This is a genomic window from Flavobacterium algoris, from assembly GCF_048158525.1.
In the GTDB taxonomy this organism is placed as follows: Bacteria; Bacteroidota; Bacteroidia; order Flavobacteriales; family Flavobacteriaceae; genus Flavobacterium; species Flavobacterium algoris.
In genome coordinates, this window is the sequence record NZ_JBLNKT010000008.1 from 34,946 (window position 1) to 59,495 (window position 24,550).

General features: G+C 33.2%; 18 protein-coding genes. 1 reads left to right on the forward strand and 17 read right to left on the reverse strand.

What is annotated here, in order from left to right:
• Positions 1–134 precede the first annotated feature (134 nt).
• The 14 genes from ACM55I_RS06320 to ACM55I_RS06385 form a co-directional block, all read right to left on the reverse strand.
• Positions 135–665, reverse strand: coding sequence for a hypothetical protein (locus tag ACM55I_RS06320; RefSeq protein WP_416845910.1), 531 nt, complete (start codon positions 663–665; stop codon positions 135–137).
• Between the two features lie 23 nt (positions 666–688).
• Positions 689–1,165 (reverse strand): hypothetical protein, encoded by a 477-nt coding sequence (locus ACM55I_RS06325; protein WP_416845911.1) that lies wholly within the window; start codon positions 1,163–1,165, stop codon positions 689–691.
• Between the two features lie 3 nt (positions 1,166–1,168).
• Entirely contained in the window at positions 1,169–1,846 is a 678-nt protein-coding gene (locus ACM55I_RS06330; protein ID WP_416845912.1) for a peptidoglycan DD-metalloendopeptidase family protein, read from the reverse strand.
• A 101-nt stretch (positions 1,847–1,947) separates the two neighbouring features.
• On the reverse strand, positions 1,948–2,211 hold the full coding sequence (locus tag ACM55I_RS06335) for a hypothetical protein (protein WP_416845913.1): 264 nt from the start codon (positions 2,209–2,211) through the stop codon (positions 1,948–1,950).
• 171 nt (positions 2,212–2,382) lie between these two features.
• A complete protein-coding gene (locus ACM55I_RS06340; protein WP_416845914.1) occupies positions 2,383–4,791 on the reverse strand; it encodes an alpha-ketoacid dehydrogenase subunit alpha/beta in 2,409 nt (802 codons plus the stop codon).
• A gap of 186 nt (positions 4,792–4,977) precedes the next feature.
• Complete coding sequence (locus ACM55I_RS06345) at positions 4,978–7,725, reverse strand: gluzincin family metallopeptidase (RefSeq protein WP_416845997.1); 2,748 nt, start codon at positions 7,723–7,725, stop codon at positions 4,978–4,980.
• Between the two features lie 191 nt (positions 7,726–7,916).
• Positions 7,917–8,645 carry an LOG family protein gene (locus ACM55I_RS06350; RefSeq protein ID WP_416845915.1) on the reverse strand — a complete coding sequence of 243 codons (729 nt, stop codon included), beginning with the start codon at positions 8,643–8,645 and terminating at the stop codon, positions 7,917–7,919.
• A 120-nt stretch (positions 8,646–8,765) separates the two neighbouring features.
• A complete protein-coding gene (locus tag ACM55I_RS06355; protein WP_416845916.1) occupies positions 8,766–9,125 on the reverse strand; it encodes a cupin domain-containing protein in 360 nt (119 codons plus the stop codon).
• A gap of 26 nt (positions 9,126–9,151) precedes the next feature.
• The gene (gene uvrA, locus ACM55I_RS06360; RefSeq protein ID WP_416845917.1) at positions 9,152–11,983 is read right to left on the reverse strand and encodes an excinuclease ABC subunit UvrA; all 2,832 of its coding nucleotides are present in this window, start codon (positions 11,981–11,983) and stop codon (positions 9,152–9,154) included.
• Between the two features lie 87 nt (positions 11,984–12,070).
• Positions 12,071–13,855 (reverse strand): chloride channel protein, encoded by a 1,785-nt coding sequence (locus ACM55I_RS06365; RefSeq protein ID WP_416845918.1) that lies wholly within the window; start codon positions 13,853–13,855, stop codon positions 12,071–12,073.
• Between the two features lie 36 nt (positions 13,856–13,891).
• A complete protein-coding gene (locus ACM55I_RS06370) occupies positions 13,892–14,614 on the reverse strand; it encodes a DNA alkylation repair protein (protein ID WP_416845919.1) in 723 nt (240 codons plus the stop codon).
• Entirely contained in the window at positions 14,571–16,256 is a 1,686-nt protein-coding gene (gene ggt / locus ACM55I_RS06375) for a gamma-glutamyltransferase (protein WP_416845920.1), read from the reverse strand. The genes ACM55I_RS06370 and ggt (ACM55I_RS06375) overlap by 44 nt, the downstream gene beginning before the upstream one ends.
• Positions 16,257–16,272: 16 nt before the next feature.
• On the reverse strand, positions 16,273–17,958 hold the full coding sequence (gene ggt / locus ACM55I_RS06380; protein ID WP_416845921.1) for a gamma-glutamyltransferase: 1,686 nt from the start codon (positions 17,956–17,958) through the stop codon (positions 16,273–16,275).
• On the reverse strand, positions 17,955–18,539 hold the full coding sequence (locus ACM55I_RS06385) for an acyl carrier protein phosphodiesterase (RefSeq protein WP_416845922.1): 585 nt from the start codon (positions 18,537–18,539) through the stop codon (positions 17,955–17,957). The genes ggt (ACM55I_RS06380) and ACM55I_RS06385 overlap by 4 nt, the downstream gene beginning before the upstream one ends.
• Positions 18,540–18,638: 99 nt before the next feature.
• On the opposite strand from ACM55I_RS06385, the gene glmM reads away from it, so the two are divergent.
• Positions 18,639–20,027 carry a phosphoglucosamine mutase gene (gene glmM / locus ACM55I_RS06390; RefSeq protein WP_416845923.1) on the forward strand — a complete coding sequence of 463 codons (1,389 nt, stop codon included), beginning with the start codon at positions 18,639–18,641 and terminating at the stop codon, positions 20,025–20,027.
• A 255-nt stretch (positions 20,028–20,282) separates the two neighbouring features.
• Here glmM and ACM55I_RS06395 read toward each other — a convergent pair whose 3' ends face one another.
• The 3 genes from ACM55I_RS06395 to ACM55I_RS06405 all read right to left on the reverse strand — a co-directional run bounded on the left by ACM55I_RS06395 (position 20,283) and on the right by ACM55I_RS06405 (position 24,299).
• A complete protein-coding gene (locus tag ACM55I_RS06395) occupies positions 20,283–22,820 on the reverse strand; it encodes a TonB-dependent receptor plug domain-containing protein (RefSeq protein ID WP_416845924.1) in 2,538 nt (845 codons plus the stop codon).
• Entirely contained in the window at positions 22,807–23,721 is a 915-nt protein-coding gene (locus tag ACM55I_RS06400; protein WP_416845925.1) for a FecR family protein, read from the reverse strand. The genes ACM55I_RS06395 and ACM55I_RS06400 overlap by 14 nt, the downstream gene beginning before the upstream one ends.
• Positions 23,722–23,783: 62 nt before the next feature.
• Positions 23,784–24,299: an RNA polymerase sigma factor gene (locus ACM55I_RS06405; RefSeq protein WP_416845926.1), complete on the reverse strand. Its 516-nt coding sequence runs from the start codon at positions 24,297–24,299 to the stop codon at positions 23,784–23,786.
• Between the last annotated feature and the right edge of the window lie 251 nt (positions 24,300–24,550).

The following is a 24,550-nucleotide window of genomic DNA, read 5'->3' on the forward strand; positions in this document are numbered from 1 at the left end:
AATAAAATAATGTGGGGTTTATCATCTAATAATTTGCAAATAATTTTAAATAGATTAGCCCACAGATTCATCAAAGTAATGAATCGTTTAAAGACAAAATACTTTAGTCAGTTATTTTCTGCTATTGAACTGCTCTATTGATACAAAGTTGTTATTTGTATAGCTGTATCGTAATTTTTTTTGGTTTTATCGGAAGCTGTCGAAAAGTATGTTTTTCGATTAACAGCAGTAAAATTACCTATTTGACTACTAAATTTACGGGCATTTCCTTTAATGTTAAAACGAATCGATTGAATATCGGTAGTTTTCATTTTATTCATTTCTAAAGGAGAAAAGGTGTAATACGATACAATGTTATTTTCTATATTTTCCCTAATCCCTTTATCAGAACATATTATGATGGTATTATCAGTTAAATAAACATAGACTACTCCTGAAATATTAAATGTGGGGTTTGTAGTTGCAACGGCTAATTTTAGGATACCGCCATTTTCTGTTTTTGCAATTTGTATAGCTGTAATTCCTGTCAAGGCATAATTTTCACAAATAAAATCCCAAGAATTCGTAGCGTGATACGATTTAGAACCTTTAAAGCTCAATGTTTCCTGACTGGTAGCAGAAAACGTAACCATAATTAATAAAATAAGCAGGACTTTTTGATTCATGAATTCAGGGCTATTAATTGAAATTATTTATATTGAAAAGGATCTATCCAATCGAGTGATTTAATAGCCGAAACTTTGTTTTCTTGATTCATTGAAACCCGAAGTTCTTTGTTGGCAACTTTCTTTGTATACAATGCTTTATAACGAAAAATAGTAGCTTGATCACTATTGTTCTTATAGATTTCAACTAGCTGAAGGTCTTTAAAAGTACCATAATATTGACGGAATCTGGTACATGTTTTCGTCAAGCGTTCTTCGGTTGTATTTTTAATTACCGAAGCTGTTGCTTCACTTTCGTTAAAAGGTTTAAACTTAGAAGTATTACAGGTCATTAAAACCCTTTTTCCTAATTCATAGGCTTTGTCTTTTTGAGATTCACTCACTTCAGAAAATGTTAGTTTGACTAATTTGACTTCCTCAGGTTTAGTAGCAGTAACAACGGTTTTAGATTTACAACCAACTAGTAAAACAATGCCTAGAATGAGAATTATCTTTTTCATAATTTATGTGATTTTTAATAATAAGTTAGGATTAGGACAATTTTCTAAATAATAATCCAAATCATTTTTGCTGCAAACTCCTGGATAATCGCCAAAATTAGCTTCGATATTTCTTATAATCTGAAAATGTAAGTGAGGTGCATAATCTCCATTAATTGGTGAATTCCCCAAAATTGCTATTTGTTGTCCTTTTTTAACAATATCTCCAATTTCAATTTTAGTAATACTTTCTAATGAAAGATGGCCGTATAAAGTATGAAAAGTTTCATTTTCTATTTTGTGTTCTAAAATAATGGTTGGACCATAATCTCCTAAACCTGCATTATAATTAAAACTATGAATAGTTCCATCAACAGCTGCTAATACAGGAGTTCCAGCTTTTATCCATAAATCTAATCCAATATGAATATTTCGCTCTTCGGATTTAGTATCATTAAAAACAGCGCTTCGTTTGTATAAATTACGCTCTTCATTATAACCTCCAAATGCGACTTTTGCTCCAGTTGTTGTTAAATGATTTTCGATGTATCTTTCGAAATCAATAGCATTACCAATATCCAATTTTAATAATTCAGGATTAAAAGTTGATAAATCTAAAGCGATATAATTTTTATAATCAATGGACTGATCTATCACTTTGACATTTTGTATGCTTTTTAAAAGAGTTTCCAAAGTGTTCATTTTCTATTATTTTTTAATAAAGTTTAAATTTAAAATAAATAATGCCAACATAAATAATTTATGTTGGCATTATAACTTTTAATTAAGAGAATAATCGAGTATTATTTTTTGATCTCAATTTTTGCTTCACCACCCGAAACATTAACACTCGTTTTAGTTGCTCCATCTTTTGTACTAACATTTACACCATCAGTACTTACTTTTATAGCGGTACTATCTTTCGCTTCTCCTGAAACCACAGGAGTGGATGGTGTAGATGCACTAGATGTTTCCACTTGTGGCGCAATAGGATTATCGTCTTTTTTCTTGCAGGAAACGATTGTCATAATCGAAAGTACTCCTAAAATTAGTATTATCTTTTTCATCTTATTTTTTATTATGGTTATTGACTAATGAATTGATTACCAATTTAGTATTTTAATTTTTTATAAACAAACTATTGATTAAGATTAAAAAAAAAATACCCCCAAATAGTGTCTAGCTTTTTGGGGGCAGTCTGAATTAAAGTTTGGATTTCGATTTATAAAGAATTATGTTTAATACAAACTTGGAAATTTCGAAGGATTTACCTCATTCATCATTCCATATACTTTTTCGAATATATCTTCTGCGGAAGGCTTAGAGAAATAGTCACCATCTGTGCCATAAGCAGGTCGGTGCGCTTTTGCAGTTAATGTTTGCGGTTTGCTGTCTAAATAAGTATAGGCATCTTGTTGTTCTATAATTTGTTGTAAAATATATGCCGAAGCACCTCCAGGAACATCTTCGTCGACTACTAAAAGACGATTCGTTTTGGAAATACTTTTTACCACATCTTGATTAATATCAAATGGTAATAATGATTGTAAGTCGATTACCTCGCAATCAATACCTACTTCAAGAAGCTCTTTTGCGGCTTGTTGTACTAATCTTAAGGTTGATCCATAAGAAACTAAGGTAATGTCAGTTCCTTCTTTCAACGTTTCCACAACGCCAATTGGTGTTTTGAATTCTCCGTAATTCAAAGGCATTTTTTCTTTTAATCGGTAGCCATTCAAGCATTCAATCACTAAAGCAGGTTCATCACATTCCAATAAACTGTTATAAAAACCAGCAGCTTGTGTCATATTTCTTGGAACCAAAACATGAATTCCTCTTATGGCATTTATTATCATTCCCATAGGAGAACCAGAATGCCAGATTCCCTCTAATCGATGACCGCGTGTTCGTATAATAAGCGGGGCTTTTTGTTTTCCTACCGTGCGGTACCTTAATGTTGCTAAATCGTCACTCATGATTTGAATAGCATACAATAAATAATCTAAATATTGAATTTCAGCAATAGGGCGTAAGCCTCTTAAAGCCATTCCAATACCTTGACCAATAATTGTTGCTTCACGAATTCCGACATCAGCTACGCGAAGTTCTCCATATTTTTCTTGCATTCCTTCTAAACCTTGGTTTACATCACCAATATTTCCGGCATCTTCACCAAAAATTAGTGTTTCAGGATATTTTGTGAAAATGGCATCAAAGTTATCACGCAAAATCATGCGACCGTCCGTATCTTCTTTTGCATTTTCAGAATATTCAGGTAAAACTTTTTCTGCTGAGAACACATTTAAATCCGTTTCCGAAAATAAGTTGCTACTGAATTTTTGTTGCGTTTTATTGGTGTACGAAGTGATCCAAAGAGACAATTCCTCTTTACCTTTTTCGTTCATTGCTAAACGCAGCACTTTTCGGGCAGTTACTAGAATCTCTTTTTTTAAAGGTGATTTTATACTGTTTAAATCCGTAATCAGTTTTAGTATTCTTTCTTTGTTTTTACTTGTTTCTGCTATTTTTTGTAATAAAGAAACAAGCTCTTTTTGTTCTTCAATTATAGGTTCAATGAAAGCATTCCAGGCTGCTTTTTTAGCTTCAAAAACGTCTTTCTTAGCTTGTGAATCAATCGCTTCAATTTCTTCAGGAGAAGCAACATTGATAGCAATCATCCACAGTTTCATTTGACGGAGACAATCAAAATCTTTTTCCCATGCCAATCGATTCGAGTCTTTATATCTCTCATGAGATCCTGAACTGGAATGTCCTTGTGGTTGCGTTAATTCGTTTACATGAATTAATACTGGAATGTGTTTTTCACGAGCTATACTTGCCGCTTTTTCATAAGTAGCAATTAATTCGGCATAATCCCAACCTTTTACTTTTAATATTTCAAAACCGTTGGTATTATTCTCTCGTTGGTATCCTTTTAATATTTCAGAAATACTTTCTTTAGTGGTTTGATATCTTGCATGTACTGAAATGCCATATTCATCATCCCAAACACTCATAACCATAGGTACTTGTAAAACACCGGCAGCATTTATAGTCTCAAAAAATAGTCCTTCTGATGTACTTGCATTTCCTATTGTTCCCCAAGCTATTTCATTACCCTCTACAGAAAAATTTGCTGCGTTGGTAATTCCTGAAACTTGTCGGTATATTTTTGATGCTTGCGCTAATCCTAGTAATCGAGGCATTTGCGCTGCAGTAGGAGAAATATCTGCGCTTGAATTTTTTTGTTTAGTTAAATCTTTCCATGATCCGTCTTCATTCAAACTATGTGTTGTAAAATGGCCTCCCATTTGTCTTCCTGCTGACATCGGTTCTTGTTCAATATCAGTATGGCCATATAAACCAGCAAAAAACTGTTGCATGGTTAATTCACCTATTGCCATCATAAAAGTTTGGTCGCGATAGTATCCAGAACGGAAATCTCCATTCTTGAACGCTTTTGCCATAGCTAACTGAGGCACTTCTTTACCATCGCCAAATATTCCAAATTTAGCCTTTCCAGTTAATACTTCTTTACGTCCTAGCAGGCTGCATTCTCTGCTTATCGTAGCTATTTTGTAGTCACTTAATACTTCAGTCTTGAAATCTTCAAATGTCAGGGTAGTATTATTTTTTTCTTTTATCATAATTGAAAAGTATAACTTTGTGCCGCAAATTTAATTAAAAACTAGCTATTTTCATAATTCATTAAAAAAAATATAATTTAATTATTAGTAGTCAATTTCTAATTAGCATATGTATTTTTTAATTATAGGTATTTAAAAAGCTATTTTTTTATAAATAATGTAATAAATAGTGATTTTTATCTTTAATTAGAACCATTTTCGATTAAAAAGATTGATTAATGTTTTTGGAGAGAATGTAACCACAAATCGAATTTTTTCGTTGTAATTATTTTGTCCAATTTCCCATCCATTATTGGAATAAATTGGAAAATACAATTCGAAATAGTCCGTTACCAGATTCAGACGAATTCCACTATCGTATACGAATTTCTCATTTTGGTTTCTGTTTTTAATAAGACCAATGTCGCTATATACTTCCATCCAATTCCAAATATTGAAACTTCCGTTCAAAGTAGTAATCCATTGATTAGCAAAAGGAGTATCTAGTTTTGATTTAAAACCACCTTCAGCCAATATGAATTGTTGGCTAAAAAAACCGCTGTTTTCAGATCGTCCATAATAATTGTAATCAAAGAGATAATCCGTAGGTCTGTCTAATGCAAAACTAAAAAAGTCTGAAGCGGTTCTGTTATATAGAAAACTACCGGCATAAAGGCGTAAATTAATTTGAAAGTTGTTTTCAAATAATTTTCGATATTCAAATTCAGTTGCTACTTTTCCAAATTTACTTGATAGTTGTAAATCTGAGGTAAAGTTAAAATGATTGGTTACTTCAGTTCTTGTGTTGATGTATTTTGCGTCAAAAACCGAATAATTCTCCGTTGAATTGTCAATCACTAAAGCACTTTTCTCTCTGTTTACTAATACTTGGCGAAATAATATTAGCTGTTTTCTATTGTCTCTAAAGTTCTCTTCTCTAATTCGTAATTGTACCGATGGATTTATTCTCAAGTAAGCTGCATCCGGTGCATAATGAAAATAAGAGCCCGAAACCGAATATCTTACGTTGTAAAGTGCACTGTTTCTATAATTTTGATTTACTACCAGGACCGCTGAACCTGTCAAATTATTTGTTTTTGAAGAATAAGCCGGATTGATATCGAATATAAAAGGTTTGTCTAAAATAGTTCTGTTATGTAATCGTAATCCCGGTGAAAAACCATCATATAAGTTATACGTTAGTGTGGGTACATATAAAATCTGATTGTAATAGGGGTCTTCTAAATCCTTCATAAAATTAAATTTTATAGGTCGATTGGTGGGATAAAAACCTTTCAATGATTTCCAATTGTTTCTTAAATTGTATTCTGGAACTTCATTATTGTAATTTAAAACGATTTTATCGGTATTTTTTCTTTCAATGGTAAAAGTACTGTCCGTTTCATTAGCATCAAGCCATTTTTTAAAAACGATTTCCCCTTTTTTTACTCCATAAACAGGAATAGGAACTGAAACATTGGTTTTGTTTTTTATTGAAAAAGTAATACTGTCTTTGGTTTTTGAGACATCAGTAAATTTATAATCTATGATTTCACGAGAACCAATTATGGTTTTAAAAAACCAGTTAATATCTTTATCAGCATTGGATTTTAATATCCTTTCAAAATCAGTTCTCGAAACTTGCTTTTCCTTATTTTCAACGTAGAATTGACGAATGCTATTGTTTACTTCATCATGCTCCAGATAATCGTCCAGATATCTAAAACTTAATCCGGCACGGTATTTACTGGCAATTTGTTCGTTGAATTTTATCAAACTATTTTTTGGATTTCCAAGTGGCTGATCTAAATTTTTTCGAGCCATAAGCATATAAAAATAGCTGTATTGCTCATTAAAACTTAAGTTGGTTAAGTTGTAGCTTTTTAATAATCGAAGTTTAGAAACACTTCCAAACATCTTCGTATTAGGATGGTTTTCATCAATATATTTCATCATGGTATAAACCTGGATTCCGTCATAAATCCAGTTGTCTTTTCTTGGATCTAAACGCAAACTAGTCTTTAAATAGGAATTCAAATAGGTTTTCAAAAATTTAATCTCGAAAATAAATTCATCTGTGAATGGACTTAAAAAAGAAGGCAATTGGTTCAATCCATAAAAAGGATTTCTCTCATAATCAGTTTGAGAAACTATTATTTTTTCATGTGGATATTTACCAACAAGCGTATTTACATAATCCATAACACGATCAATAATAACTGCTTTTTGAATATCACTTATTTTATTTTCCTTCAAATTAGTCAGTACTTCATTGTTATTCTTTTTGAAGCTGATGAAACTGGTTTTTGGTTCTACAAAAAGACTAAAATCAGTTCGGTTGTTTCCAGACAATTTATAGTTTAAAAAATCCCCGGTCTTATTTGGCAAACTGCTGTTTAAATCAGAAGTAACTTCTAAACCTACAGGTATTTTCAAAGTAATATCATAACTAGAAACCGCATTGGCAATATCATCTAAATTGTTGTTGCTGTTTCGGATAAAATCATGGTTTTCATAACGGGCAGGAGTAAGAAACCAGTTTTTAAGATTTATTTCGCCTTTATCATTAAACCCATATTTAGTGAATTTATCACTTGGTATTTTCGTGATATATGTGAGATGCAAAGTAGTTTTTTGATTTGGAAGTAGTTTTTGCCTTAATTTAACTTCAATATAATCCGGATTTTTCTCTGTCCTTTCCCATGAAGCGAATAATAGATTTGCATCAATAATGGTTAAATTATTCGTGCTTCCACGTTCTTCAATTTTAGCCAAATGAAAACCTCTGTAAAATTCATCCGAAAAACGTTTCGCCAGAGGAGTGTTTTTATCAGAATATGCATTGTTCCAATCATTCAACACAATTGAAGTTAATGTGTCATTCGATTGATTGAAAAAAGTGATTTCTTGCTGAATATTCAATGTTTTGTCTGCTGAATTCAACTCAACAATCATTTTAGAATGATGTTGCGCGTATTGTTTTACTGATGCCAATAAAACAAGAAAATAGATCGTGATTTTAAAGATTAATTTCAACTGTTTTCTTTAGAATTTAATAAAAAATAAATATACTTTTTTTTAGATAAAAATAGTAAGAAAACTAACAAATTAACATAAAAAAAGCTGTTGTTTAGACAGCTTTTCAATTAAAAATTAGGAGTTAAATCGTATTTTTTATAGAATTTATCCAAGACATCAACTACTTCATCTTCGGTATCGACAATTTTAAATAAATTCATATCTTCGGCACTTACCGTATGTTCTTTTTCTATTAAAACCGTTTTTATCCAATCAATCAATCCCGCCCAAAAGCTGGTTCCAACCAATATGATAGGAAATTTGGCTATTTTTTTAGTTTGAATCAAAGTCATGGCTTCAAATAATTCGTCCATCGTACCAAAACCTCCTGGCATCACCACAAAACCTTGGGAATATTTAACAAACATCACTTTTCGAACAAAGAAATAATCAAAATTCAAATTTTTATCACTGTCAATATAAGGATTGTAATGTTGCTCAAATGGTAGTACAATATTCAGTCCCACTGAGGTTCCACCGCCTAAATGTGCGCCTTTATTACCTGCTTCCATAATTCCGGGTCCACCGCCAGTAATGACGCCATAGCCAGCTTTACTGATTTTATAGGCAATTTTTTCGGCAAGCAAATAATATTTATCTTCAGGTTTTGTCCTGGCTGAACCAAAAATAGTCACACATGGACCTATGCGCCCCATGCTCTCATAACCATTTACAAATTCGGCCATAATTTTAAAAATCGCCCAACTGTCATTGGTTCGTATTTCGTTCCAGGTCTTTCTTTTCAGCCTGTCTTGGATTACTTTATCCTCATCATTGTCAAAATCTTCTAATCTCATTTTCAAAAATATAATTTAATTTCTGTTTTTTTTGGAGCTATTTCCTGCTATCTATTTCAATCTTTATCGTTTTAAAGAAAAACAATAAAGGATTTCCATTGCTATCAGGGCTAGGCAAATTTAATACGTTTGTTGTTCAATGGATTTTGTTATTTTGGATATAACTTTACCAGTATGTTCAGTAGTTTTTGATTCTATAAGCATTATTAAACAGTCATCAGTGGAAGAAACTCGATGATTTACACCTTTTTTCACCACAAATAAATCACCTTTTTTTAAAGTGAATTTAGGTTCGTTTTGAATTTCCATTAAAAGTTCTCCTTCTACAATGTAAAATAATTCATCTTCATTTTCGTGATTGTGCCATGGCAAATCTTGGCCTTTGATTTTTGCCACTTTAATAAATTGATCATTAACTTCACCAATTATTTTAGGTGAAAAGTAGTTTTCGACATTGCTGAACGCTTCTTTTAAATTCATAATTTGCACATTTTTTTTTATGTATACTAAAGTAGCTCTTTTTTCAAAAACTGCGCCGTATAACTCTTCTTAATTTTTATAATTTCTTCCGGAGTTCCTTTGGCAATAAGTTGTCCGCCGCCTTTTCCACCTTCGGGACCAATGTCTATAATATAATCGGCTAGTTTAATCACGTCCATATTGTGCTCGATAATCAAAATCGTATTTCCTTTGTCAACCAGTTTATTAATCACTTCCATCAATACTCTGATGTCTTCAAAATGCAAGCCAGTTGTGGGTTCGTCCAGAATATAAAACGTATTCCCCGTATCTTTTTTGGATAATTCTCCTGCCAGTTTGATGCGTTGCGCTTCACCTCCGGAAAGCGTCGTGCTTTGTTGACCAAGCGTAATATAGCCCAAACCAACATCCTGAATAGTTTTTACTTTTCTGTAAATCTTCGGAATCATTTCAAAAAACGGAACCGCTTCATCCACCGTCATATTCAACACATCCGAAATGGATTTTCCTTTGAATCGAATTTCCAATGTTTCCCTATTAAAACGTTTTCCTTGGCACGTTTCACATTCTACGTAAACATCGGGCAAAAAGTTCATCTCAATCGTTCGCACACCAGAACCTTCGCAGGTTTCACAACGTCCGCCTTTTACATTAAAACTAAATCGACCCGCTTTATATCCCCGAATCATACTCTCAGAAGTCATCGTAAACAAATTTCTGATTTCGGTAAAAACTTCCGTATAAGTTGCTGGATTGCTTCTTGGAGTTCTTCCAATCGGGCTTTGGTCAATATCAATCACTTTATCAATATGTTCTAATCCTTCAATTTTTTTATAAGGCTGTGGTTTTTTGACGCCGTTGAAATAATACGCATTTAAAATAGGGTAAAGCGTCTCATTGATTAAAGTTGATTTTCCACTTCCGGAAACTCCAGTCACGCAAATCATTTTGCCTAAAGGCAATTCTATCGAAACATTTTTCAAATTATTTCCTGTTGCTCCGGTAAGTTTCAGGAATTTTCCATTTCCTTCTCGACGTTTTGCTGGAACTTCAATTTTCATTTCGCCGTTCATATACATCGCTGTTATGGTATGATGTTTCAGGATTTCGGCAGGTGTTCCTTTACTGATGATTTCTCCTCCGTATTTTCCTGCTTTTGGTCCAATATCAATGACATAATCCGCACGTTCAATCATGTCTTTATCATGTTCCACCACAATCACAGAGTTTCCAATATCTCGTAATTGTTCGAGAGAATGAATCAATTTGTCATTGTCTCTTTGGTGTAAACCAATACTTGGCTCATCGAGAATATACAAAACACCAACTAACTGCGAACCAATTTGTGTTGCCAATCGAATGCGTTGTGCTTCACCACCAGAAAGTGATTTGGAGCTTCGGCTTAAAGCCAAATAATCCAAACCTACATTCATCAAAAAGTTCAATCGATCCTTAATCTCTTTGATTACTTCAGTGGCGATACGTTTTTGTTTATCTGACAAATGATTATCTAAATCATAAAACCAAGCGGTCAAATCTGAAATGTCCATATCACACAATTCGGTAATATTTTTTTCATTGATTTTAAAGAACATCGCTTCTTTTTTCAAACGGGAACCTTCGCAAACAGGACATTTTATTTCGTCCATAAACTCCTTCGCCCAACGTTTTATAGTTGTTGAACCGCTTTCGTCATGTTGGTTTTTTATGAAATGCGAAATCCCTTCAAAATCAATTTTGTATTCTCGAGCAACGCCTAAATCTTTGGAGTTGATGGTGAATTTTTCTTTTCCGCCATTTAGAATCATTTCCATAGCTTCCTGCGGAATGGTTTCTATGGCATCCGTCAATTTGAAACCATATTTTTCTCCTATGATTTCCAATTGCTTAAAAATCCACGAACTTTTATATTCGCCCAAAGGAGCAAATCCACCACTTTTTATGGATAATTTTGGGTTTGGAATTATCTTTTTGGTATTGATTTCGTTTACCGTTCCTAAGCCGTTGCAATGATCACAGGCCCCTTTTGGTGAATTGAAAGAGAATAAATTAGGCTCGGGATTTTGGTATGAAATTCCTGTTGTCGGACACATCAAATTTCTGCTAAAAAACCGGACTTCATTAGAATCTTGATCTAAAACCATCAATACATTTTCCCCATGATGCATCGCCGTGTTGATGCTTTCAGTTAACCGTTTTTCATTTTCAGGAGTATCATCAATCACCATTCGATCTACAACAATTTCTATATCATGGGTTTTATAACGGTCTAATTTCATTCCTAAAGTAATATCCAGGATATCACTGTTTACGCGCACTTTAAGGAATCCTTGCTTGGCAATTTGTTGGAAAAGCTCGGCATAATGTCCTTTTCGAGCGCGAATAACTGGCGCTAAAATATTGATTCGTTTTCCGGTAAAATCCTGAATAATCAAATCCTTGATTTGTTCATCATTATAACTTACCATTTTTTCGCCAGTATTGTAGCTGTACGCATCGGCACCACGGGCAAACAACAAACGAAGAAAATCATAAATCTCAGTGATAGTTCCTACTGTGGAACGCGGGCTTTTACTGGTCGTTTTTTGTTCAATGGCAATTACTGGAGAAAGTCCGTCGATTTTATCCACATCGGGACGCTCCAAACCACCCAGAAATTGCCGCGCATAAGCAGAAAAAGTCTCTACATAACGGCGCTGCCCTTCGGCATAAATGGTATCGAAAGCTAAGGAGGATTTCCCAGAACCCGATAGACCGGTAATTACGACCAGTTTTTCACGAGGAATGGAAACATCTATGTTTTTTAAGTTGTGAACGCGAGCGCCTTGAACTTCAATGGTATTGTCTTTGTCTAACATAATTTTTGCAAAAAAGCAAAGTTACCATTTTGATTTATTCTTTCGATAGAACAGTTTAGAAGTTTATGTTAAAAGAAAAATTAAAATTTATTCAATCGTCATAGATTTTAATTTAGTTCTGTAGGCTTCCAGAGCAACAGATTTTGAGATAAAACCATAGTATTTGCCGTCTTTTATTACGGGAAGAAATACCACTTTCGCATTTTCAAATTTATTCATTACAGTTTCCATACTGTCATTCGGAGTAATGATTTCTATGGGTTGAATCATAACTTCTTTTACCAACGTATATTTTACGCGATATTGATTAAAAATAATTTCTCTGATTGTATTAAAATGGACAATACCAACCATTTTTTGATCATTATCGACAACAGCAAAAATAACCTGATTTGAGTGCGAAATTAAATCGACTAAACGTTCTAAATTTTCATCAGGAGAAACGGTCAAATAATCTGTTTGAATGATGGAGTTGGTGTCTAATGTCGTAAGAATATTAGAGTCTTTGTTACTTGTAAAGGCATGTCCTTTTGCCGCTAAACTCTTTACATCCATGGAATGTTTTTCAAAACGTTTTGAAATTGCAAAACTGATTGAAGCAACAATCATAAGCGGAATCATTAAATTATAACCTCCAGTGATTTCAGCAATTAAGAAGATAGCTGTTAAAGGCGCATGAAATAATCCACTTAAAATTCCTGCCATTCCAACCATTGTAAAATTACTGATAGGTAATTTGGTCAATCCCGTTAGATTTAGAAATTTCGAAAAGAAAAAGCCCACATAAGAACCCAGAAATAGGGAAGGAGCAAAGTTACCACCATTACCACCACAACCTAAAGTAATTCCAGTTGCAAAAACTTTCAACATCATTGTTAAACCAATAAATATCAAAAGTGCCCAACTGTTATTTCTAAATCCACTGAAAAGTGTATTTTCAAGTAACTGTCCCGGATCATTTTCGGATAAAGTTTTAATACTCTCGTAACCTTCGCCAAAAAGTGTTGGAAAAACAAAGATTATAATTGCCAATATTGAAGCACCAAATAATGCTTTTTTATAAGAAGATAATTTAAGTCGAGCGAAAAAATGTTCTATCCTAGCAAAGTTTCTGGAATAATAAACCGAAATAAACCCTGTAAAAATACCAAGAAGGATGTAAAAAGGAATGTTGTGAAAATCAAATGTTTGTTGCTGTTTGAAAGACAATAAAATACTTTCATCTAAAACGATTACAGATACTAATGCACCAGTTGCAGCAGCAATCATAATTGGTGTAAAAGCTGAAATACTTACATCAACCAGCAGCACTTCAATTGCAAATAATACACCAGCAATTGGTGCGTTGAACGCTGCTGCGACACCAGCTGCGACACCACAACCAATTAGCAAGGTTCTGTCTTTATAACTTAATTTGTAACGTTGTGCATAATTGGAACCAAACGCAGCACCTGTAATTACAATTGGACTTTCTAAACCAGCAGAACCACCTAAACCAACTGTAAGCGAACTCGTAATGATTTGGGCATACATTTGTTTTTTTGGAATAATACTAGCTTTTTTTGCAACGATATACAAAATCTGTGAGGTTCCTTTTTCAATAGTACCACCCAAAACTCTTTTTACTACAAAAACAGTAAGTAAAATACCTATTATGGGCAAAATACTATTGACGAATCCCAATTTTAAAATTCCACTGACATACGTGGCAAAAGAGAAAACCCAGTGTGCAAAAGTTTTTAAAACGATAACGGCAAAAGCAGCGGAAATGCCAACTAAAACAGCCGATAAAAAGATAAACTGCTTTGGCGTTAACATGGATTGCGCAAAAGCTATTATTGTTTCTAACTTGGATAAAAATTTTTTGAACATTATAATTTTTTAAAAGGGTGCAAAATTACTACTATTTTAACCGCAACAAATATTTTTTAATGCTTCTTTTGTACTTAATGGTTTTAAATTATGGTTTAAAACAAAATTCTTAACCGCATCGGGATTTGTTTTTGCATATTCCCGTAAAGCCCAGCCAATTGCTTTTTGAATAAAAAATTCCTTAGAATGAGCTTGTTTTAAACATTCTGAAAATAAAAAAGTAGTGTCCGTTTTTTGTTTATAACCCAATTGGAATAAAATGGCACTTCGGTTCAACCACATATTCTCTGACTTTGAAAATCGTTCTATTACATTTTTGGTTTCTAATGGAAATTCCAATAAATATTCTCCTAAAATGTATTTCGCAATCGTATCGACGCTGTCCCACCAAGTATTTGTAACAATTAATTTTTCGATGAGTTGAATATCTTCTTTTTTATAATTTCCTTTAAGTTCTTTTATCAAAATTTCTATAGCGCAATAATGGAATTCCCGCTGTTGTTTCGAATATAAAGCAATTGCAATTTCTCTTGCATTTTCGGTAACTTCTTGTTTGTTTTCTTTCCAAATTGTTGTAAAAAGACGTCTTCGGTCTTCTGTTTTTATTCCAAAAAAAGGAAAATTATTTTTCATGTATTTTGACATTGACAAAGCATTTTCAGGATTGCAATGTTTTTGGAAAGCTAATTCAAGCGTGTTTACAAAACTCATCGGTCTAAAATCCAACTGCTTTATCATCTCCTCTAAAATCGGCTCCACCTTCTAAAGTTTTATTTGGCAAAGCCAAAATAGCGTCTACTTTACCAATAACCGGTGTTGTTTTTTCATTGATAAGATATCCTTTTGATTTCAAGGTTTCAAAGGTTTTCGTGTCGAAAGTATTAGGCTCAAAAGTGATTAAATCCGGTAACCATTGGTGGTGAAAACGGGGTGCGTTTACGGATTCCTGCATACTCAAACGATATTCATAAACATTTAATATCGTTTGCAATACGGATGTGATTATCGTAGAACCGCCAGGGGAACCCACAACCATAAATAATTTTCCGTTTTTCTCAACAATTGTTGGTGTCATAGAACTCAACATTCTTTTTTGAGGAGCAATGCTGTTGGCTTCGTTTCCTACCAACCCAAACATATTCGGTTCACCTGGTTTAGCACTGAAATCATCCATTTCATTATTTAGAAAAAAGCCCAATTCATCACAATAGTATTTAGAACCATAACCGTCGTTTAAAGTAGTAGTTGACGAAACTGCATTACCAAATTGATCTACAATAGAATAATGGGTAGTCTCTGTACTTTCATTATAATTTACCTTTCCTTCTTTTATTTCCGATGATAAAGTCGCTTTTTCAAAACTGAAATTTGACATTCTTTGTTTTAAATAATCATCAGACATTAAAGCTTTTAAAGGAATTTTTACAAAATCAGGATCGCCCAGAAAATAACTTCTGTCTGCATAAGCCCTTCTTTCTGCTTCAACAATAACTTGAATGGCTTCTGTTGAATTATGCCCCCTTTTTGCCAGATTATAGGGTTCAATCATTTTGAATATTTCGGCCAGACAAATTCCGCCGCTGCTAGGTGGAGGCATGGAGATTACTTTTAAATCTTTGTAATTAAAAGTAAGAGGTGTTCTCCATTTGGCTTCGTATTCTGCCAAATCTTCCAAGGTGATTATCGCTCCTTTTTCCTTTAGGTATTTTACTAATATTTTAGCTGTCTCACCTTTGTAAAATTCATCTCGACCATTTTTTGAAATCCTTTTTAATGTCTCTGCCAGCGCAGGATATTTTATTACATCATTTTCTTTGAAAGCAGTTGCAAATAAAGTTTTGTCGCCATTTATTTTTACGATTTTTGCTCTATAAGAATTTAAGCGGTCTTCTTGTTTTTTGGAAACAATAACACCTTTTTCTGCTAATGCTATTACAGGTTTCAGAATTTCTTCAATCGGTAATGAACCCAATTTTTCATGAACTGCAAAAACGCCGGCAATCGTTCCGGGTACTCCAATAGCAAGAGGAGATTCAGTACTTTTCCCTTTTATAACATTTCCTTTTTCATCCAGAAACATGTCTTTTGTGGCTGCTAATGGTGCTTTTTCGCGGTAATCCAAAGAACCAATTTCTCCATTTGCTTTTCGATAGACCATAAAACCGCCGCCTCCAAGATTACCTGCAAACGGGTAAGCAACGGCTAAAGCTAATTCGGTTGCAACCATCGCATCAAAAGCATTACCGCCTTTTCTCATGATTTCAACACCTATTTTTGAAGCTTCTTCACGTGCCGAAACCACCATTGCTTTATTAGCAACCAGTCCAGTAGGTTTTACCATAACATTTTGGGTTTTGCAACCAATAGAAAAAACACTTAGTAGAATAATAATTTTTTTCATTCGAAATAGTATAAATTTAAAAACCAACGGCTCTATTATCACCTCTTTTATCTGCGCCACCTTCTAGTTTACCATTTGGAAGAACTAAAACTGCATCTACTTCGCCAATGATTTCCTTATTTTTTTCATTTATGATGTATCCTTTTTTCTTCAAATTATCCAATAATTCTTTATCGAAAGAATTCGGTTCAAATGTAATTTCATCGGGTAACCACTGATGATGAAATCTAGGAGCATTTACTGCTTCCTGCATGCTCATCCCAAATTCATAGACATTCAATATCGTTTGTAAAACGGAAGTGATAATGGTGGAACCTCCCGGAGTTCCTACAACCATGAAAAGTTTACCGTCTTTCTCAACAATTGTTGGCGACATAGAACTTAACATTCTTTTTTCCGGAGCGATGCTATTGGCTTCGGTTCCTGTAAGTCCATACAAATTTGGAACTCCGGGTTTAGCGCTAAAATCATCCATTTGATTGTTTAAAAAGAAACCCAATTCATCACAATATATTTTTGAACCATAATTGTCATTTAAAGTAGTCGTTACTGATACTGCATTCCCTTTCGTATCCACAATTGAATAATGTGTGGTTTGTTTGCTTTCATATCCTTTGATTTCCCCGTGAGCAATATCCGAAGATTTTGAAGCTTTATCAAAAGAGAAATCACTCATTCTCTTTTCTAAATAGGTTGGATCCACTAATTCTTTCATAGGAAGTTTTACAAAATCAGGATCTCCTAAGAAATAGTTACGGTCAGCATAGGCTCTTCGTTCCGCTTCCGTGATTACTTGAATCGTTTTTTGACTATTATGACCCATTTGTGAAAGGTTATAAGGTTCAATCATTTTCATGATTTGATTCAAACAAATTCCGCCGCTGCTTGGCGGAGACATTGAAGTAATCTTTAATTCTTTATATTGAAATGTAATGGGAGTCCTCCATTTTGCTTGGTATTTTTTCAAATCTTCCATAGTTACATTTCCGCCTTTTTTAGCCAAAAAAGCAACTAATTTTTGAGCAGTTTCTCCATTATAAAATTCATCACGACCGTTTATGGCAATTCGTTTTAAAGTGGCTGCCAATGCTGGGTATTTGATAGTATCATTTTCCTTATATTTTTTCGAAAACAAACTGTTACGTCCGTTAGCCTTGATGAAAGAAGCTCTATAATCAGCTAAACTTTGTGCTTGAAATTTAGTCACAACAACACCTCTTTCTGCCAGAGCAATTACAGGTTTTAATATTTCACTTATTGAGAGAGAACCATATTTTTTATGCACTTCGAATATTCCTGCAATAGTACCCGGAATTCCCGACGCCAAAGCGGTTTCTCTACTTTTGCCTTCAATTACATTTCCGTTTTCATCCAGATACATCTCTTTAGTGGCTGCCAAAGGTGCTTTTTCTCTGTAATCGAGAGCACCTGTTTCACTATTTGCTTTTCTGAAAACCATGAAACCACCACCGCCAATATTTCCTGCCTGTGGATGTGAAACCGCCAAAGCCAGTTCAGTTGCTACCATAGCATCAAAAGCGTTTCCGCCCTTTTTCATGATGTCAATTCCAATTTGCGAAGCTTCGTCGCGAGCAGAAACCACCATAGCTTTTGAAGTTACTAAACCAGTTGGTTCAACAGTTTTTTCATTCGATTTACAACCCAAAACAGCAAAGGCAAGGAGAAATAGTATTTTTTTCATAAGGTCATTATTTTATCATTCGAAAATAATATTAATTCTTTAAAAAACTCGCTAAACTCGGTTTCAAATTCCGAATAAAATTCCGAAAGTTCATTTGCAGCAAAGCGCATTTTGGATTCATTTTTGGTGCGATGATCCATTTGTGTCAAAATCCGATTGATTCCTTCGACTGTTTGATAACTCACCAGCCAATTGTGTTCAATCATGTAAGGCATCATTCCCTTAGTTCTTTCAGATAGAATTGCAGTATTGTCTTGTAAGGATTGATAAAAACGTGCTACAAATTCCTCCAATTTCTCATCAGAATACGTGTTCCAGTTTTTTGCCAAAAAATGATCGTAAAAAACATCCACAATGACACCCGCATAATGATGGTATTTTTCATGCAGTTTTTTGGTGCTTTGTCTAAAAATGGGATGCGCATCGGTAAAAGTGTCAATGGCACGGTGAAGAATGATTCCTTTTTGAACATCAGTAGGGTAACTTTCAAAATGTTTTCCACGAATTCCATCGGCCATGAAATTGCCAATTTTTATTAAATCGTTATCTCCGGAAAGGTATATGTGTGCTAGAAAATTCATTCGCCTAATTTATGAATTATAAATGACTATTGTAAACTGTCAATTATTATATTTGTGATCAAATTAAAAATTTATATTTCAAAATTTAAAATACTAATAATGACTTTAATAAAATCAATATCAGGAATTCGTGGGACAATAGGAGGTAAAGTTGGTGATAATCTTACACCAGTTGATGCTGTTAAATTTGCTTCGGCGTACGGAACTTGGTTGAAAAAATATATAGGAAAAGAAAAAATAACTGTTGTTGTAGGTCGTGACGCCCGTATTTCGGGACCAATGATTCATAATTTAGTGGTAAACACTTTAATAGGTTTAGGAATTGACGTGATTGATTTAGGTCTTTCGACAACGCCAACTGTTGAAGTGGCCGTTCCGTTAGAAAAAGCCGAGGGTGGAATTATCCTTACTGCTTCGCACAATCCAAAACAATGGAATGCCTTGAAATTATTAAATGAAAAAGGAGAATTTCTGAATGGCGAAGAAGGACTTAAAATTCTTGAAATAGCAGAGGCTGAAGCTTTTGATTTCTCGGATGTGGATGATTTAGGCGTTATTATGGTTAACGATGCGTACATGGATATTCATATTGATGAAGTATTAAATTTGCCTTTGGTAGATGTTGATGCCGTAAAAGCGGCTAAATTCAAAGTAGTGGTTGATGGCGTGAATTCATCGGGAGGAATTATTATTCCAAGATTATTGGAATTAATGGGCGTTGAAGTAGTAGAATTATATTGTGAACCGAACGGACATTTTCCTCATAATCCGGAACCTTTAAAAGAACATTTGACTGATATTTCAGAATTGGTAGTAAAAGAAAAAGCTGATTTAGGGATTGTTGTTGATCCTGATGTTGATCGCTTGGCTTTCATTTGTGAAGACGGTGAAATGTTTGGCGAAGAATACACTTTGGTGGCTTGCGCCGATTATGTTTTGAGTAAAACACCAGGAAACACGGTATCTAATATGTCGTCTTCCCGTGCATTGCGTGATGTAACTAATATTCATAACGGAAGCTATGAAGCCAGTGCAGTAGGTGAAGTAAATGTAGTGGAATTAATGAAGAAGAATAATGCAGTAATAGGTGGTGAAGGAAACGGCGGAATAATTTATCCTGAGTTGCATTACGGTCGTGATAGTTTGGTGGGAGTGGCGCTATTTTTAACGCATTTGGCGAACAAAAAAATGACGGTTTCTGCTTTGCGTGCTTCATATCCGGAATATTACATGAGCAAAAACAAAATCGAATTGACACCACAAATTGATGTTGATGCGATTCTTGTTGCCATGACAGAAAAATACAAAAATGAAGATATTACCACTATTGACGGAGTGAAAATTGATTTTACCGAAAACTGGGTTCATCTTAGAAAATCGAATACGGAGCCAATTATTCGTATTTATACCGAAGCCGCTTCTCAAGAAAAAGCAGATACTTTAGCACTAAGAATCATAGATGAGATAAAAGCTATAGCAGGAATATAAGTTCCAAGAAAGATATATTGTCGCAATTATTAAAAAGAGTTTTTGCCACAGATTGGGAGGATTAAAAGATTTTTAAAGCTATATAACGAATTAATCTGTGCGAATCTGTGAAATTTGTGGCAAAGAAATTAAGAGCTTTATTAAAATACGATATTAAATTTCAGCCATTACTTAATTCCAAATTTCAAATAAAAAGAACCCTTTCAAAATAGAATTTGAAAGGGTTTTATGTTTTTTATACGATATAAAATGGAATTAAAAATTTACTCTAAAACTTATATTTGGCGTTAAGCCTAATGATTTGTTATTTACTTGAACAGCATCATTAGAGTCATTTGGATTAACTTTGTAATACCTATTGATAACATTATCTTGATTGGTAGCATTAATTACACCCACAGTAAACGAAGCTTTAATAAATTGAGACAGGTTGAAATTATAATTTAAGGAAGCGTCTAAACGCATAAAATCAGCTAGAGTTTCACTGTTTGGCGAATCATAATTTACCATTGTAGTATTTCCCTTTTGGATGGTTTCTTTGCCTTCAATTGGTTTTGTATAAGGCTGACCATTTCTCCAAATACCGCCAACAGCTATTTTTAGATTTTTAAATATATTGTAATAGAAACCTAAAGATACAGAATGCCTTATATCTACATTATTAGGGAAAGTTGAAGGTGTAAAAGTATCAAATTCATAGTCGTTTTTACTAAAAGTGTAACTTACCCAAACGCTATATTGATAAGCTGTTTTATTGGCTAAAAATTCCAAACCTTTTGCAATGTAACTTCCATTCGCATTATTAAACTGAAAACTGTTATAAAAACCTTGATTGGAAGCCGTAATGCCATCTACAATTTTATAAAAACCCGTAGCCTCAATATTCAGTTTGTTTTGATTGAATTCTACACCAAAAGAACCTTGTTTGCTCGTTGCAATCGGAATGTCTTTATCGTTGACTAAAACCCAACGTCTTTTTTCGACACCTAAAAAATTATCTTCAAAATCAACTATTTGGGTAGTAGATTGATTTTTAAATTCGCCTTCTAATTTTAAAGCAAATTCATTTGATAATTTTTGTCTGATGTTTATTCTTGGCTCGACCAAAAGCTTTTCAAATTTTTGAAAATAATTCAACCGCAATCCAACTCTCAAATAGGTATTATTCTTGTTGTATTCCACCTCAGAAAATAAGGCCTGATTCAATAAAACATCTTTTTTCGTACTAGAGTAAAACGGAGCACTAACAGTGGTTTGATTTAACATCCCCGTTTCATTGAATTGGTACCCAAACAAGAAATTTAAGTTATCATTTGTTTTATATTGAGTATTGAGTTTTGTTCCTGTTTCAAGAACTTCATTGGCTTCCGTTAAACGTTGGTCTGTTTCTTCTCTTAAATCAGTAGCGTTTATGTTATATCTGGAAAAATAAGTGATTAGGTTCGTACTTAATTTAGGACTCCATTGCGCTTTCCAATTTCCTCCGTAACCAATATTTTTTTGAGATAAAGTACTGACTTTAGATTCGGTTTCGTTTGAGTTTGAAGTGTTTCGTTCCGAATAATCTAAAGCGTTATTGATCCCTATAATGTTGGCTCTAAACTGATGTTTTTCATTCAAATCAAAAAGTAATTTAGCAGTATAATCATAGAAGTAAAAATCAGAAGAAGTATTCTTTTGGTTGCTATCTGCATTGATTTCAGTGTCTTGAAAACTTCGTTCAAAATATTTAGTGTAAGTTGGAGATTTGAATAAATCAGTGATGGAGCGACGTCCTGAAATATGTAACTCTAATTTTTTAGTTATTGGAATTTCTAAAAAGGCATCGGCACTTATTAAATTAATTCCTCCGCCACCAGAAAAAACGGTTGCAACATCGTCTTTGGTTTGCATGTTTATCGTACTGGAAACACCATCGCTGTATTCCGCACTTGTTCCGTTTTTACTAACGATTACTTTGTTGGTAAGATTCGGGTTGTAAGCGGATATTAACCCGAAGAAATGACCGGAATGATACATTTTTATATTATCCCAAAGCACTAAATTTTGATCGTTTGTTCCGCCACGAACGTTGATATTAGCAATACTTTCATTGGTACTTTCAACCCCGGGAAGCGCTTGTATAGATTGCAAAATATCGGGTTCTATTAATCCAGGAAGAATACCAAATTTTTTAGTGTTTAAAACAGTGCTTCCATCTAAATATTTTTGTAATCCAGGCGTTAAATAGACATTTATCAAAACCTGATTCAACTCTTCATTTTTTGTGGAAAGAATAATTTCTTTGCAATTATTTTGTGCTGAAAATAACTCCTTTGCCGCCAATTGTCTGGATTCAAAACCCAGATAGGAAATAGTTAGCGTTGCATTTATTGGAATATTCGGTAAATTGAATTTACCATTTTCATTTGTAATTACACTTCTTCCAATGTCATTTACAACTACTGAAGCACCAATAAGAGGCGTTTTTTTTTCGTTGGATAAAACAATGCCACAAACGGATATTGTTTTGTTTATGACCGAAACGGTAATATATCGATTGTCTAAAGCTTTGAAATTTAAAAGTGTTTTCGAGTTTAGGTAATCAATTGTTTCTTGTAATGTAAATGAAGGATTCGGTTTTTCAATTGCAATAGCGGCTATATCCTCTACAGCGTACGAAAACTTAATATCAAATTGTTTTTCGATGGAAACAATAACCTCAGTTAGAGCTGTTTTTTTAGCCGTATTTTGTCCATAACAAATACTTCCAATGCAAAGTAGCAGATAAACCAGCCATTTATTTAACATCATAATTGTAAAATATAACGGTTTTGCCTTCAATTCTGTAACTTAATTTAAGCGGAATTGTAACTGCTTGAAGGGCTATTTTTTTGTCAGTATGTGTAAAACTACCCGTAAAGAGTTTTGAAGTATCCACACCTTCTACTTTAATTTTTATATCATACTGACGCTCTAGTTCTGCAATAACCTGATCTAAAGGAATTCGATTAAAACTCGATTCTTGTTGAATCCATGAAGGGTTTTTGGCATTAAAATCTTCAACATTTTCAATAGAGCCATTTATAACTCGGAATGTTCTTCCAGAAGGCAATTTAACGGTTTTATTATTGTAAGTCACACTTACTAATCCTTCATAACAATTTACTTCAAAATAGTTTTTACGTTCTTTTACATTAAAATGTGTTCCCAGAACTTTTACTACTCCAACCTTTGTATTTACACTAAAAGTTTGCCCTTTTTGTACCTTAAAATAAGCTTCTCCCTCTAAAGTCAAATCTCTTTTGTCTGCCCATTTTTTTTCATTAAAAGTCAACTTTGAAGCGGAGTTTAATATTACTTCAGAATTATCAGGTAGTGTAATCGTTTTTGTTTGTGCTATTTGAGTTTCGAAAGATTTAGTGTTATTAAAAAATAAGAAATAAGCGGAGGTTAACATAACAACCAGAACAGCGGCTACTCTATAGAATGTTTTGAAATTTAAAGATCTAACTTTTGTTTTCTTTTTAGAATGGTTTTTGGTCTTAAAAGCTTCCAAGGCAGCTTGGGCATCTACTTTTGGAGTTTCCAATTGTGATGCATAATGAGCAATTTTTTCAAGTGTTTTCAAATCTTCAGATTGTTTTAAATCTTCAATATCTTTGCTTGAAAGCTCATTATTTAACCATTTTAATATTTCTTTTTCATTTTTCATTTTATATCTCTATGTTTATAAGACAACTAAGGTTTAGATTACCCTACAGCTGAATGACTAATTTATATATTTTCTATTTGAGCTTTTAATATTTGTAGTGCACCAGACATTCTTTTTTCTACAGTTTTTTGAGAAATATTGAGTAATTCAGCTATTTCTCTGTACTTTTTTCCATCTATTCGATTCATTAAAAATACTTCTCGCTGAGCTTCACTCAATGACGCAATAGCTTTTGTAAGTTTTTGTTTGAATTCTTCTTCTTCGAATAAATATTCAGGACTTTGATTATTGGTGTCTAAATTTGGAGCGTCTTTAGCATACCTTAATACCACTTTTTGATGCTTTATAGTATTTAGAAATAAATTATTAATGCTGGTAAACAAATACGTTTTTACTTTACTAAAGTCAATTTTGGAACAATTCTCCCAAATTTTGGTAAACGCATCTTGTACTAAATCTAATGCAGCGTCATCATCACCACATTTGTAATACGCAAAATTATTTGCAGATTGCACATGCTTTAGGTAAAAATCCCTAAAGTGATTTTCGTCGCAAAGTGTACTTTTTTCGTCGCTCATGGAGTATTAATTCATTTTTTGTAGGCTGTAAATGTAAATTATTTTTTCAAAAAGCAATTGCGTTAATTACAATTGCTTTTTATGAAAAATAGTTTAAAACATAATTGTTTGATTTGTATTGTTTTATGGATTTATTTGTAAAATTTTATATTTTTTTTAAAATTTTGGTAGGGTAAAAATAAGCGTAGTTGTCTTACCAATAGAAAGGCGCTAAAAAACATCGCTTGTAAATATAAAAATACATTAAATTT

Bases quoted from the DNA above. Each gene is read 5' to 3' on its own strand.
- ACM55I_RS06320 (WP_416845910.1), bottom strand. From the start codon at position 665: ATGAATCAAAAAGTCCTGCTTATTTTATTAATTATGGTTACGTTTTCT.
- ACM55I_RS06400 (WP_416845925.1), bottom strand. From the start codon at position 23,721: ATGAAAAATGAAAAAGAAATATTAAAATGGTTAAATAATGAGCTTTCA.
- ACM55I_RS06350 (WP_416845915.1), bottom strand. From the start codon at position 8,645: ATGAGATTAGAAGATTTTGACAATGATGAGGATAAAGTAATCCAAGAC.
- ACM55I_RS06395 (WP_416845924.1), bottom strand. From the start codon at position 22,820: ATGATGTTAAATAAATGGCTGGTTTATCTGCTACTTTGCATTGGAAGT.
- ACM55I_RS06385 (WP_416845922.1), bottom strand. From the start codon at position 18,539: ATGAATTTTCTAGCACACATATACCTTTCCGGAGATAACGATTTAATA.
- ACM55I_RS06355 (WP_416845916.1), bottom strand. From the start codon at position 9,125: ATGAATTTAAAAGAAGCGTTCAGCAATGTCGAAAACTACTTTTCACCT.
- ACM55I_RS06330 (WP_416845912.1), bottom strand. From the start codon at position 1,846: ATGAACACTTTGGAAACTCTTTTAAAAAGCATACAAAATGTCAAAGTG.
- ACM55I_RS06340 (WP_416845914.1), bottom strand. From the start codon at position 4,791: ATGATAAAAGAAAAAAATAATACTACCCTGACATTTGAAGATTTCAAG.
- uvrA (WP_416845917.1), bottom strand. From the start codon at position 11,983: ATGTTAGACAAAGACAATACCATTGAAGTTCAAGGCGCTCGCGTTCAC.
- ACM55I_RS06335 (WP_416845913.1), bottom strand. From the start codon at position 2,211: ATGAAAAAGATAATACTAATTTTAGGAGTACTTTCGATTATGACAATC.
- ACM55I_RS06325 (WP_416845911.1), bottom strand. From the start codon at position 1,165: ATGAAAAAGATAATTCTCATTCTAGGCATTGTTTTACTAGTTGGTTGT.
- ggt (WP_416845921.1), bottom strand. From the start codon at position 17,958: ATGAAAAAAATACTATTTCTCCTTGCCTTTGCTGTTTTGGGTTGTAAA.
- glmM (WP_416845923.1), top strand. From the start codon at position 18,639: ATGACTTTAATAAAATCAATATCAGGAATTCGTGGGACAATAGGAGGT.
- ACM55I_RS06405 (WP_416845926.1), bottom strand. From the start codon at position 24,299: ATGAGCGACGAAAAAAGTACACTTTGCGACGAAAATCACTTTAGGGAT.
- ACM55I_RS06365 (WP_416845918.1), bottom strand. From the start codon at position 13,855: ATGTTCAAAAAATTTTTATCCAAGTTAGAAACAATAATAGCTTTTGCG.
- ggt (WP_416845920.1), bottom strand. From the start codon at position 16,256: ATGAAAAAAATTATTATTCTACTAAGTGTTTTTTCTATTGGTTGCAAA.
- ACM55I_RS06345 (WP_416845997.1), bottom strand. From the start codon at position 7,725: ATGATTGTTGAGTTGAATTCAGCAGACAAAACATTGAATATTCAGCAA.